At 34.0% G+C, this 12,588-nt stretch carries 12 protein-coding genes and 1 pseudogene; 5 read left to right on the top strand and 8 right to left on the bottom strand.

What is annotated here, in order from left to right; genetic code table 11:
* Positions 1–97 precede the first annotated feature (97 nt).
* Positions 98–283, bottom strand: a pseudogene (locus tag LQU93_RS08830) (transcriptional regulator).
* Between the two features lie 86 nt (positions 284–369).
* On the opposite strand from LQU93_RS08830, the gene LQU93_RS08825 reads away from it, so the two are divergent.
* Positions 370–507, top strand: a complete 138-nt coding sequence (locus tag LQU93_RS08825) for a hypothetical protein (protein ID WP_229933522.1) — start codon at positions 370–372, stop codon at positions 505–507.
* Between the two features lie 51 nt (positions 508–558).
* Positions 559–804, top strand: a complete 246-nt coding sequence (locus tag LQU93_RS08820) for a hypothetical protein (RefSeq protein ID WP_229933521.1) — start codon at positions 559–561, stop codon at positions 802–804.
* 423 nt (positions 805–1,227) lie between these two features.
* Here the strand turns inward: LQU93_RS08820 and LQU93_RS08815 are convergent, their stop codons facing one another.
* From LQU93_RS08815 to metK, 5 genes are all read right to left on the bottom strand, one after another.
* Positions 1,228–1,812 (bottom strand): acetyltransferase, encoded by a 585-nt coding sequence (locus tag LQU93_RS08815; protein ID WP_229933520.1) that lies wholly within the window; start codon positions 1,810–1,812, stop codon positions 1,228–1,230.
* 8 nt (positions 1,813–1,820) lie between these two features.
* A complete protein-coding gene (locus LQU93_RS08810; protein WP_229933519.1) occupies positions 1,821–2,426 on the bottom strand; it encodes a sugar transferase in 606 nt (201 codons plus the stop codon).
* A complete protein-coding gene (locus tag LQU93_RS08805) occupies positions 2,419–3,546 on the bottom strand; it encodes a glycosyltransferase family 4 protein (RefSeq protein ID WP_229933518.1) in 1,128 nt (375 codons plus the stop codon). The genes LQU93_RS08810 and LQU93_RS08805 overlap by 8 nt, the downstream gene beginning before the upstream one ends.
* A 182-nt stretch (positions 3,547–3,728) precedes the next feature.
* Complete coding sequence (locus tag LQU93_RS08800) at positions 3,729–5,846, bottom strand: STT3 domain-containing protein (protein WP_229933517.1); 2,118 nt, start codon at positions 5,844–5,846, stop codon at positions 3,729–3,731.
* Positions 5,847–5,874: 28 nt separating this feature from the next.
* The gene (metK, locus tag LQU93_RS08795; RefSeq protein WP_229933516.1) at positions 5,875–7,077 is read right to left on the bottom strand and encodes a methionine adenosyltransferase; all 1,203 of its coding nucleotides are present in this window, start codon (positions 7,075–7,077) and stop codon (positions 5,875–5,877) included.
* A 116-nt stretch (positions 7,078–7,193) separates the two neighbouring features.
* Between metK and sstT the strand changes: the two genes are divergently transcribed.
* The 3 genes from sstT to LQU93_RS08780 are packed head-to-tail and all read left to right on the top strand — an operon-like array spanning position 7,194 to position 10,615.
* Entirely contained in the window at positions 7,194–8,468 is a 1,275-nt protein-coding gene (sstT, locus tag LQU93_RS08790) for a serine/threonine transporter SstT (RefSeq protein WP_229933515.1), read from the top strand.
* Positions 8,468–10,180 carry a M3 family oligoendopeptidase gene (locus LQU93_RS08785; protein ID WP_229933514.1) on the top strand — a complete coding sequence of 571 codons (1,713 nt, stop codon included), beginning with the start codon at positions 8,468–8,470 and terminating at the stop codon, positions 10,178–10,180. The genes sstT and LQU93_RS08785 overlap by 1 nt, the downstream gene beginning before the upstream one ends.
* Positions 10,181–10,615: a hypothetical protein gene (locus LQU93_RS08780; RefSeq protein WP_229933513.1), complete on the top strand. Its 435-nt coding sequence runs from the start codon at positions 10,181–10,183 to the stop codon at positions 10,613–10,615.
* A 272-nt stretch (positions 10,616–10,887) separates the two neighbouring features.
* On the opposite strand, the gene LQU93_RS08775 is transcribed toward LQU93_RS08780, so the two are convergent.
* Both LQU93_RS08775 and LQU93_RS08770 read right to left on the bottom strand, forming a co-directional pair.
* A complete protein-coding gene (locus tag LQU93_RS08775; RefSeq protein WP_336245598.1) occupies positions 10,888–11,154 on the bottom strand; it encodes a GIY-YIG nuclease family protein in 267 nt (88 codons plus the stop codon).
* A 348-nt stretch (positions 11,155–11,502) separates the two neighbouring features.
* Positions 11,503–12,564: a restriction endonuclease subunit S gene (locus LQU93_RS08770; RefSeq protein ID WP_336245597.1), complete on the bottom strand. Its 1,062-nt coding sequence runs from the start codon at positions 12,562–12,564 to the stop codon at positions 11,503–11,505.
* Positions 12,565–12,588: the final 24 nt, after the last annotated feature.

The following is a 12,588-nucleotide window of genomic DNA, read 5'->3' as shown; positions in this document are numbered from 1 at the left end:
TTTCAAAATTCTTTAAATTTGGCTTCTTAAATTAATAACGATAAATATACTTGTTTTTCATCAGTAAAATCATAACTTAAAGCAAATAAAATGAGCTTTAAGTTAAAATGATCCTTTGTTTTTTTATGATATCATTGATTTTTGATAGCTCTTCGTAGTTTGATCTGCTCTGCTGTATGACTTTATTAAATTTAAACCCAAGCATTACGATACGATATAAATTTGGCTTGTTTTTACGCTAGTTATAAAGCGTGGCAACATCGATGTCAAGATGATACGCCATATCTCGCTTAGTCCTTTTCAAGGGCTTGTTTATTTGCAAAATACCATGAAAGCCATTGATGAGTTTGTTGCAGATGATAATTTGCCTTGCAAGATAGCAGATATAGTAAATTTCATGCCAAGGGTGCCGCGACTGCTGGTGTAGCAGGTGGCTTGGTTTTGGGGATTGATGCGACAGTTATGGCTGTAACGGCGGCTGGTTTTATATGGAGTATGTATAAATGAAAAATCGGTTTAAAATTTTCTGAAAATATCCTAAAAAGTGTGGCAACTGGAGTGGCGACAAACTTGGCTGGTTATGCTGTTGCAAGCATTGCGGCAACAACCGCCTTAAGTTTTTTACCATTTATTGGTAGTCCAGCTGCTTCTGTGATAGCTGACGGTATCGCCTATGCTATAACTTTTGCTAGCGGTGTCATATGCATGAAAACACTTGAAACACTGTTTAAAACCAAGAAAAGTTTTAATGGCATAAGCAAACGAATTAAAAAAGCTACCAAAAAAGATGATAAAACAAGCTAAAAAAGGATATAAAAAATGATTTGGATAGCATTTTTGCGGTACCATTATTTGCATTAACTTTACTTATGTTTTTGGGAATTTGTAAAGACTAATACCTTTGCAAAAGTTAATTGAGATGAAAAATGCACCATAAAGGGCAAAGTAAAAAATACAATAGCAGATGAAGCCGTTGTTATCGTCAAAGACTTGGTTGTTGATACTATTTTAAAATAAGGAAAAAAATGGCGTGGATAGTTGGAATTTAAACATTTAGGTTTTGCTCGTGGATTTTTTGGGATTTAGATAATTTTTATAAATTTTTGATACTAAAAACGAAACGCTAGGTTTAATGGCTAAAAATTCTGCTTTATTAGCTTAAAATCAAGTTAAGGTATAGATTTGTATTGTTAAAATTTAAAACAAACATAACTTAAGAAATAAAATTTAAAGTTTTTTGTTTTTAATCCTAGCTGGCACCCCATACGCCGTTATATCGCTTGGTAGATCTTTTACCACGACGCTTCCTGCACCGATGAGAGAATTTGCTCCGATTTTTATACCCTGAATGACGTTTGAGCCAATGCCGATGTGAGTTTTTGCTCCCATGATTACATTTCCAGCAAGGGCTGCATTTGGGCTGATGTGAGCAAACTCGCCAATCACGCACTCATGCTCGATCACAGCACCTGTGTTGATGATAGCACCGCATTTTATAATGGCTTTTGCGTTTATCACAGCATTTGGCATCACGACTACACCACGCTCAATCACAGCACTTGGGCTAATAACAGCACTTGGATGAACTAAGCTCACCACATTAAATCCAGTCGCCTCTACCCTGTTTTGTAAAATTTCTCTTGTCTTGTTGCTTCCAATAGCGATGATGATGTCAGCTTTTGGCAAATTTGGGCTAAATTTTACATCACTTGCATCATCTAAAAACACTATCTCATCGTATCCCACAGCCCTTGCGATATCGGCAACGACTAGCCCATGACCGCTCGCGCCGTAGATGTAAATTTTAGCCATTTTTGCCCCTAGTTGTGTCCGTTAAATTTCTCAGTCGTAGCCATGCCATCTTTACTGACGCCATCCCTTTTGATGACCTTTTTTATAGTTAAAAGGGCGATTTTGACATCAAGTGCAAGGCTTAAATTTTTAGCATACAAGGCGTCGTATTCAAACTTTTTCGCCCAGCTGATTGCATTTCGCCCATTTACTTGTGCAAGTCCAGTTATGCCTGGACGCACATCGTGGCGAGTGGCTTGCTCGGCGGTGTAAAGCGGCAGATACTCAGGCAAAAGCGGACGCGGACCGATAAAGCTCATATCGCCTTTTAGCACATTAAAAAGCTGTGGCAACTCATCAAGGCTAAGCCCACGCAGCTTTTTGCCAAACTCACCAAGCCTTAGTTCATCAGGCAAGAGATTTCCGCTTTCGTCTTGCTCATCGCTCATTGATTTAAACTTATAAATTTTAAAAATTTTGCCGTGTAAGCCGGGGCGAGACTGCGTAAAAATTGGATTGGTTTTAAGCTTAAATTTAATCAAAAACCAAACCACTATCATAATCGGCAAAGTTAGCGTTATTAAAAAAATCGCCCCCAAAATATCCAAAAACCGCTTAAAAAATGCTCTATACATCGATAAATTTCCTATAAATTTCTATATATTTTTGTGCGATCACTCGCTCGTCAAACTCACTATCAACCATCGCACGACCATTTGCTCCAAGCTGTTTTGCCAAATTTTCATCGTCAAGTAAAATTTCTATCTTACTAGCTAAATCGGCTGAGTTTTTGACCTTGCAAAGTAGCCCATTTATGCCATTTTGCACGGCTTCATTACACCCTGCAACATCACTTGCCACCACCGCAAGGCTCATACTCATCGCCTCTAAAATCGTGCGTGGAAAGCCCTCTTTGTAGCTTGGCAAAACTAGCATATAAGATGCCTTTAAAAGCTCGGCGATATCGTTTCTAGCACCCAGATAGCAGACATTACCACTATTTAGAAATTTCATATCAGCTGTCGAGCTGTTGCCATCAAATCCCTCACCAACATAGACAAACACGCAGTCCTTACGGTGCTTTAAAATCTGTGCTGCCTCGTAAAACTCACGCACACCCTTATGCCACATCGCACGAGCGATCATTAGCACGATCTTTTTGCCATGCAAATTTTGCCCTAGATCGGCGGCAGTTACGGCACTTTTGTTAAATTTCACGCTATCTACGCCCACGCTTTTTATCTTAAAAATTTTCTCTTTTTTTATCAAATTTTTGCTTTCAAAATAGCTTGGATCGCTATCATTTACAAACAAGCAACCATCGCTTAAATTTAGAGCAATTTTATATAAATTTTCAATACCAAACCGCACGATTTTAGTCTTTAAATCATTATCGATGTAAAAGCTGCCAAGCCCTTCGACTAAATTTATCACGCGTTTTATGCCTGCTTTTTTGGCGGCAAATGTGCCAAAGACATTTGACTTGTGAGCTGAGGTTTGAAGCAAGTCAAGATTTAGACTTTTTAAAATTTCAGTCAGTTTTTGGCTATTTTTTAGCACCACAAGCGGATTTAAACTCGCCCTATCAAGCTCATAAGTAATGACATTAAACTCACTTTTTAACCGCTTAATAAAATCGCCTTGCGGACAGATCGCAAAAATTTCGTGTCCAAGCCTTTTAAGCTCACGCATAATCGGACTTCTAAAAAAATAAATGCTCATATCAGCGTGAGATAAAAATCCAATCCTAGCCATGCTTTAAAAACTTTCTTTGAAATTTCGCTGATATTTATTAAAAAATGTATTGGTGTGTAGTAAAATTCCAGCCTTAAGTGTTTTTAATTGATTTAAAATAGCATTTTTTAAGCTTAATAAATGGCATAAAGCATAACTTTGTTCTATTTTAATATAAGCTCTAAAGACAAAATTTATCATTTTTACCTTTTTAATCTATAAATTTTGGCTGCTCCATCTAAAATAACAGGTTCAAACAGTCGTTCATCATAGTCTTCAAGCACAAAAAGTTTTATAAAAGTAGAGTTAAACATTGACTCATCAAGCACTAAAAAACGGCCATAATCTCTCATGAAAATTACATAAATATTTGAGTTTGTGTCATTTTGTAGTTTTTTAATCTGTAATTTTTCATTTTCATCATATTTTGTCTCAATAAATGTATTTATGTTTAAAATTTCATTGTTTATTGCGATTTTATCAAGCGTGTTAAAGAGTCTAATTCTGCCCATATCTATATAATTGCTGTTTTGTGAGAAATTTTCACTGATAAAAAACAGTGGATTTGAATACTGCTTACCGTCTTTTAAATCAAGTCTAGAAAATTGCAAGATTGTAGGGTAGATATAAATCATACGATCTGGCAAAAAGTAAAAAATATCACGAGTTTTTTTAGGTAATTTGAAATTTTTATTATCAAGTTGTGATAAGAATTCATTCACGTCGTCTATATTATAATCTTGCAACATTTTTGATAAATTGGTGCCAAATTTTTCAGTAAAGTTTCGTTCGGTATATTCTACTTCAAGTCTTGCTATGTTTGCTGAACGTGTTTGAGTTTCACCAAGGGCAAAGCTTACAGCAAAATTGTCTCGTCCGAGATGTTTGCCACCATCAATAAGTGTCTTTACGTCACTATAATAGCGTATAGGATAGCCATAATCCCACCAAGCCAAAGCATAATCCTCTCTATCTGCTATGTTTTTAAACTCATCTAACACTTCAACTTCACTTTGCATAAAAACTGGCGAAATTTTATATCCTTGTATATGAATGGCAATTGGGAAAAGTGCTAAAATGGTTATTGCAATAAAGCAGGTATTAAAGACAAAATTTTTACTAATTTTTAAAATTTCAAGTAATTTTGTGATAAAAAATCCAAATCCAATCGCCATAATAGGCACCGCGTAAATCGTAAATCTAAGACCGCCTTTAAGTGCCAAAAATCCAAGTGTTAGCATGGCTAAACTAAGTAAAAATGACCTATTTTTCATGCATAGATAAACCACGCCTACTAACGAAAGTATAAATGTTATTACATGTCCGCTTATGCGTTTGGCAAACAGCTCAAATGGTATTATGCTTGATTCTTGAATTGTTTGATTTACGTTAAAGTATTTAAAGCTTATGTTTGCTATCTCGCTACTATCTCTAAAAAGATAAAATTTAGCTTGAAAAATGATAGGATTTAGACCGCCGCCAGCTATAAAAATAATAATACTAATAGATAAAAATGCCATTATGGCTTTAAAGCTAAAAAGATGGTTTTTGTATAAAAATACAAAATAAAAACCAAAAATAATTAAAATTTTAAATAGCAAATTGAAATTTGAAATAGCTAAAATAAGCAAGGCGATTTGTGAATAAAATGTCAAATTTTTACGTTCAGTTATAAGTGTATAAGCCACAAAAAGACCGATTGTAGCAGATATGAGTGTAAAGCCACTCGCATACCACCAATGATAGATAATAATAAAAATTGGAGCGATAATAATATCGCTGTGGCGTTTATGCTCACATACACGTATTAAACCCCAAATAATAAAGCACGGAAGCACGATAGTAAGCATGTCTGTGTCGTAGTATCCTGCCATAGTGCGATTATAGTAGCTATTAGCCACACTTGCTATAAGTGCAGCTAAAAATCCAGCTTTGGTGTTATTGTAAATGTTAGAGATTAATATGATTGGTATGACTATAAGCGAACTAAAAAACACACTCATATAAAGCATAACGCTTTCAAGCTTGAAGTCTAACAATTTTACTATCCAAAACGTGAGTGTTGAAAGGGAGCTACCAAAATAACTTAAGTCATTTGGCTGATGAAATCCAGCTAGCATATCACGTGCACCCTCGGCAAAAGCATATCCGTCGTTTGTGCTTATCATTAGCTCATTGTTGTAAAAAAATGGTTCATAGCTACTTGCCCAATACACCCAATACATTCTTGCAACTACACTAAAACAAAACGCTATAAGTATAAGCAAATATACCTTTTTGGATAGGTGAAAATTGCTATAAAATTTTAAAATTTTATTCATCTATTTTGCTTTTTATTTTATGCTAAAGCTACTTTAATAATCCCTTAAACAGCTCAACGCTATCTAGCTTCTCCCATGGGTAACTAGCGTTTCCAACCTGTCCTAGCGCAGCAACTTTTGCGTATAAAAATGTATCATTGCTAGGTTTGTTTAGGTTAAATTTTTCAGTTATCCATTTTGGTGTTAGGGAAAAATTTTGCATAACAAAGCTAGATAGCTTATCATCATCAACTCCAGATACTTGTGTTCCCATCGTATCGACGCTTACAGATGTTGGCTTTGCTACACCGATAGCGTAACTTAGCTGGACTATGCACTTTTTAGCTAAACCTGCTGCAACTATGTTTTTAGCTATATATCTAGCCGCATACAGACCGCTTCTATCAACCTTTGTGTAGTCTTTACTACTTTGTGCACCGCCGCCTATTGGTGCATATCCGCCAAAGCTATCTACGATTAGCTTTCGTCCTGTTAGACCACTATCGTGAAGAGATGAGTGATTTACATATCTTCCAGTTGGATTTATATAAATTATTGTTTTTTCTTTATTGTATAGCTCTTTTGGCAAACCAGCATCGTCTATTAAGTTTTGAATTAATGAGCGAAGTGTTGCAATATCCATGCTTTGCACACATGGCGCTGAAACAACTATGGTATGTATGCTTTGTGGGCGACAACTCTCAAAGTTATCTTTTGTACCATAATCAACAGTAACTTGTGTTTTTATATCCACGCCTAATTTATCTGGATTGGCTTTTGCGTATTTATAGACTTTATCACACAATAATCTAGCGTATGTTATAGCTGCTGGCATATACTCATCAGCCTCGCAACTTGCAAAACCAAACATTATGCCTTGATCACCAGCACCTATTTCGCCACTTTCTTGATCGACGCCTTGATTTATGTCAGGGCTTTGTTGATTTACATAAACGCTTACTTTAATATCATCAGGATGTAAGCACTGCTCTTTTGTAAAATACCCCTCGCCCTTATATCCTATATGATATAGTGCCTCTTTTACTATGTTTTCATAATCTTCTTGACTTAAGTTTATCTTAGCGTTTATCTCGCCACCTATTACGACGTTTTTACCAGCGACAAATACCTCGCTTGCAACCCTGCCATTAGGATCTGTTTGTAAAATTTTATCTACTATATTATCTGCAATTATATCAGCACACTTATCTGGATGTCCTGGGCTTACTACTTCAGATGTGAATAAATACATTTTATTTACCTTAAATTTAAATTTTAAAACGCTTATTATATGCTTTTTGTATTTAAAGCTTTATAAAATTTTAATTTAGCTATACTTTTGCTTAAATTTTTCAAAAAAGGTTATTCATGAGTGGATTATCAAGGCTGGCTAAATCATACAAACATGGCAATCTCATCACACAGATAATTATTGGTGTTTTACTTGGTGCCTTGCTTGGATTTTTAGCATATCAAACAAGCACTGCTGATACAAGAACACTTTCAACCATAGAGCAAACAGCTATAAATGTTTCAATTTTAGGTGATTTGTTTGTCTCTACTTTAAAGGCTGTTGCTCCGATTTTAGTATTTGTTTTAGTTGTTGCAGCGATTTCAACAAAGCATGTTAATAGCAATTCAAAGGGCTTTAAAAATGTTGTAATTTATTACATTATAGGCACATTGGGTGCTGCTTTTATAGCAGTTGGTGCTAGTTTTTTATTTCCAGTTGAGCTTACTTTAAAGGGTGTTGAAGTGGCACAAGGCACGACGCCACAAGGCTTAAGTGAAATATTAAAAACACTGCTTTTTAGAGTGGTAGATAATCCAGTAAATGCTATTGCAACAGGTAACTATATAGGAATTTTAACATGGGCTATTGCTTTTGGTATAGCACTTCGCAATGCTTCTAGTGAAACAAAAAACATAATATCAAATGTCGCTGATGCGATAACAAAAATAGTTAGTTTTGTTATTCGCTTAGCACCATTTGGTATATTTGGCATTGTTGCGTTTAGTGTGTATGAGAGTGGCGGTTCGTCGCTTATTGAATATAGTAGGTTGATTTTATTGCTTGTTGGCGTTATGCTTTTTGTTGCTCTTGTTGTTAATCCTTTGATTGCATTTTTCTCTCTTAATAAAAATCCATATCCGCTTGTATTTAAATGCTTAAAAGAGAGTGGTTTAACAGCATTTTTTACGCGTAGTTCGGCTGCAAATATCCCTGTAAATTTAAACTTATGTAAAAAGCTTAAATTAAATGAAGAAATTTATCCTGTATCTATTCCTCTTGGTGCCACGATGAATATGGCAGGTGCTGCAATAACTATAAGCGTTTTGGCACTAGCTGCAGTAAATAGCGTTGATAGCGTAAGTGTAAGCTTTGTAAATGCATTTTTATTAAGCGTTCTTTCAGCTATTGCAGCTTGTGGTGCTAGTGGTGTGCCTGGTGGTTCGCTTATGCTAATACCACTTGCTTGTTCGCTATTTAACATACCAAACGATATCTCTATGCAAATGATCGCCATTGGTGTGGCAATTGGAGTTATACAAGACTCAGTAGAAACAGCACTAAATAGCTCATCGGATGTTTTATTTACGGCTGTTGCGTCGATGAAAGAAGGCATTGGGGAGGTTAATTAATGACTTGGGATTTAAAAGTATTATTTAAAGATAATAAGACGCTTGATTGTTTTTTAATAAATTTAAAATCCGAAATTTTAGCATTTAATACTAAGTTTAATACAAATTTATCCAAGCTAAGCAAAGATGAGTTTATCAAAGCTTTTAGCGAATATGAAAGACTTACAAGCTGTATTTCAAAAGTAATGACATATGCGTTTTTGGTGTTTGCAAAGGATACTAAAAATGGTGCATTTTATGCAAAATATGATGAAGAATGCACTAAGGCTCAAGAGAAGTTGCTATTTTTTGAGATTGAATTTAACGAACTTGATGAAAAAACGCAAGAAATTTTTATAAACGCCTCGCCAAAATACGCTTATTATCTATCAAATTTAAAAAAACATAAAGCTCACCAGCTAAGTTTAAAAGAAGAGCAGGTATTGCTTCGCACGTCAAACACTGGAGCACAGGCATTTGCAAGATTATTTGATGAAACTATGTCAAATATGAAATTTAAGTTTAAAAATGAGTTATTAAGCGAAGAGGAAATTTTAAGTAAATTTCATAGTGCCAATAGGGACGAGAGAAAACTTGCTTCAAAGGTATTTTCAAATGAGCTTAAAAAGCACCAGCATTTGCTAGGATATATCTATAATATGATAAAAACCGATCTAGCTACTAGCTGTGAGCTTAGAAATTTTAGCTCGCCAGAATCCCCTCGTCACTTAGATAATCAAATCAGTCAAAAAAGTGTAGATGCACTTATAAAAGCAACTGAGAATAGCTTTGAAATTTCGGCTGAGTATTATGAAAAAAAGCGTGAAATTTTAGGTTTTAAAAATCTATATGATTATGATAGATACGCACCATTAAGCAATGATGGGCTAAAGTATAAGTATAAACAGGCAAAAGATATCGTCTTAAAAGCTTTTAATAATTTTTCGCCGGAGTTTGGCGAGATAGCAAAACAGGCATTTAACAATGGCTGGATAGATGTGTATCCAAGTGATGGCAAACGTGGCGGTGCATTTAGTCACTCAGGCTCAGCCGATGCACATCCTTATGTGCTATTAAACTATACAAATGAAAGCAGGGATTTATTTACTTTAGCACATGAGTTAGGTCATGCTATACATCAGTATTTAAGCTATAGTGTTGGTTATTTAAACTCAGACACTCCGCTTACCACGGCCGAGACGGCATCTGTTTTTTGTGAAATGCTAGTGTTTGATTATGTTGTTAGCAAGGTAAATGATGAGCAAAAACAAGCATTGCTAGGACGAAAGCTTGAAGATATTTTTGCTACACTTTTTCGCCAGATAAACTTCACTACATTTGAACGCAAAGTGCATGATAAAAAGGGTGAAATAAGCCTAGATGAGCTAAATCAAATATGGCTAAATGAGAGCAAGAAAATGTTTGGCAAGAGTGTTAGCTTAAATGATTATTATAAAATTTGGTGGAGTTATATACCGCATTTTATACATTCGCCTTTTTATTGCTATGCTTACTCATACGCACAGCTTTTAGTTTTGGCTTTGTTTGGGTTGTATAAAAGTAAAAAATGTGAAAATTTTGTCGAAATTTATACTAAATTTTTAAGTAGTGGCGGATCTAAAAGTCCAAAAGATTTAGTAGCGATGTTTGGTTTTGACGTTGATGATGAGAAGTTTTGGTTAATTGGCTTGGAGCAAGTAAGACTACTTTTGAAGGAATTTAAGGAGCTGTAAATGCTACAAAAGGTTTTGGGTGATGAGAAATTTGGCTTACTTATGAAGATGCACGTTTATGAGTGTATGCAGTATTTATTAGAAAATGAGATAAATTTTTCTATCATGACAAATTTGTCACTTGTTAGTTTTTCTCCACCATTGCCAGATAGTGTTTCAAGAAATTTTAATCTACCAGCCATTGTTTTTATGTTGGCTGGTTATACATTTGATAGTGCAGTTTTAAGTGATGATGAGATAAGTTTTGAAGCTGGTTTTGGAGAGCAAAATTATGCTTCAACTGTCACTGTGCCACTTGGTGCAGTTTTGCAAATTGCTATAAATGACAATCCAATACTTATAAATTTTGCAAACGCTACACCACCAAAACGCAAGATTTCAAATTTGGAAAAATCTATAAAAATTTTTAAATCAAATCCAAATAACAAACTATAAAAGCATTATAATCTTAAAGTGCTTGTTGGCTTTGCAAATGCTGATTGTAAGATGCTTAGCACTCAAATTACACTTAGAAGCAAAATCAAAGCCATTTTTACAGTGACAAGCGTTGCCAAGAATTTGCCATCATTGCAAACGAGTTAAAATTTCAAAATTGCCATTTTAGGCTAGCAAAACTAGAAAATAATCTCATAATAAATTTATAGTCATTCTGAGCCGTAGGCGAAGAATCTCATAGCAAAGCGAATAATCTAAAACAAATCAAAAAACTAAAAGATTATATCATCATATAAATCTTTCCAAGTTGGATTAAAATTTTCTATCAAAGAAATTTTAAATTCTCGTTTTTTACCTTTTAAATATTTTTCTTTAAGTATGGCATTTTGAACACTATCAAAAATTTCATAATAAACCAATTTCGTAAGATTATATTTTTTAGAAAATCCATCTAATAATTTATTTTTGTGTTCGTAAATTCGGCGTTTTAAGTTATTTGTAACGCCGATATACAATGTGCCTTGAATTTTATTTGTAATAATATATATAATATTGATTTTTCATAAGTTTGATTATATCTTAAAATTTGAAAATTTAATTTGTTTTTTGTTATTCTGAGCTGTCCGTTCGTCATTTTTGTCATTCTGAGTATTTGCGAAGCAAATGCGAAGAATCTCAGAATTTGTAAATTTATCATAAGATTCTTTGCTTCGCTCAGAATGACAAACGGACGGCTTAGAATGACACTATTTCATTCTGACGCAATCTCATCAAAGCTTAAAAGCTTATCTCTGTAATATTCATATTGTTTTTTCTTGCATTTATCTCAGCTGGAAGCCCCACACTTAAATCATTTACCAACGCATCAAATTTATCTAAAATTTCAACTATCTGCTTTTGTTTTTTAAACTTGGTAGGGGGATTTTTAAATTTAATAAATCTTTTGGCGTAACTTCTATAACTTTAATTCCGTGAGCTAATTTTCTTTTTTGATTTTGAAAAATTTTACTGTGAAAATAATAAGTTAAAAATTTAGCATTTTGATTGTGTTTTATTATAGCCGTATGACCACTAACTGCAATTTCATCTTTACCAAGCCAAGCGACTGACTTGCAAACATCTTCAACATTTTCGCTAGTAATCGCCATAATAATATCATTTGTTTGAGCTTTTTTAGATTTTTTTGCAACTTCATCAGAAACAAATGAAATTGTTTCGTTTGCAAAAATTCCATATTTAGTATAAATTTGTCCGTAATGAATACAAGGAAATCCATTTGATAAAAAATCTTTTTTCTGAAAATTTCCACCACGCACTATCTCGCAAATCTCTCCCAAGCTGACCCATTTTACGGTGTGTGTGTCAAAATTCAAAAGTTTATCACGGTAAAAGCGATACTGGCGGCGGCGCGCTTCTAGCTCTGCTTCTAGCTTGGCGAAACTATCTAAAATCCTAACAATCTCATTTTGCACTTTTATTGGTGGGATGGGGATTTTTAAATTTAAAAATTTATTTTTATTTAGATTAAATCTAGTTACACCAAAAGAGCATTTACGAATTTGATTTCTAAAAAAATTACTTCTAAAATAATGCTTTAAAAAATTTGGTTCAAACAAATTTACAAATTCATCATAAAATCTAAAACCAAAGCAAAAACTATTTAAATAAATATTTTCTAATGGCTTTTCGCAAACCACAGAAATCATACCACTGTCTTCTAAATTTTCAGAACTTCCAGCAACTAAAAAATCGCCTTTTTTTATAAAATTTTGATTTTCATTTGTTTTAACTTGCACCAAATCAGAAATTTGTAAATTTGTAGCAGGGTTATTGAAAAAAATATTCATATAGGTTACATATTTTGCATTTCCGTCTTTGAAATGTTCTTTATTTTTACCACGAAGCCCGGCAAAAGTCTCGCCAATCTCTCCAAGCTTTCTAAACTCCACGCCATTTGGACAATGTTTTTTATT

It is taken from the genome of Campylobacter majalis (genome assembly GCF_905120465.1).
In the GTDB taxonomy this organism is placed as follows: Bacteria; Campylobacterota; Campylobacteria; order Campylobacterales; family Campylobacteraceae; genus Campylobacter_A; species Campylobacter_A majalis.
The sequence above is the reverse complement of the archived record's forward strand: the minus strand, read 5'-3'. Positions and strand labels throughout refer to the sequence as shown.

Coding starts and splice junctions, on each gene's coding strand:
- metK (WP_229933516.1), bottom strand. CDS start 7,077: ATGTATTTATTCACATCTGAAGTAGTAAGCCCAGGACATCCAGATAAG.
- LQU93_RS08785 (WP_229933514.1), top strand. CDS start 8,468: ATGACTTGGGATTTAAAAGTATTATTTAAAGATAATAAGACGCTTGAT.
- LQU93_RS08815 (WP_229933520.1), bottom strand. CDS start 1,812: ATGGCTAAAATTTACATCTACGGCGCGAGCGGTCATGGGCTAGTCGTT.
- LQU93_RS08805 (WP_229933518.1), bottom strand. CDS start 3,546: ATGGCTAGGATTGGATTTTTATCTCACGCTGATATGAGCATTTATTTT.
- LQU93_RS08810 (WP_229933519.1), bottom strand. CDS start 2,426: ATGTATAGAGCATTTTTTAAGCGGTTTTTGGATATTTTGGGGGCGATT.
- LQU93_RS08780 (WP_229933513.1), top strand. CDS start 10,181: ATGCTACAAAAGGTTTTGGGTGATGAGAAATTTGGCTTACTTATGAAG.
- sstT (WP_229933515.1), top strand. CDS start 7,194: ATGAGTGGATTATCAAGGCTGGCTAAATCATACAAACATGGCAATCTC.
- LQU93_RS08800 (WP_229933517.1), bottom strand. CDS start 5,846: ATGAATAAAATTTTAAAATTTTATAGCAATTTTCACCTATCCAAAAAG.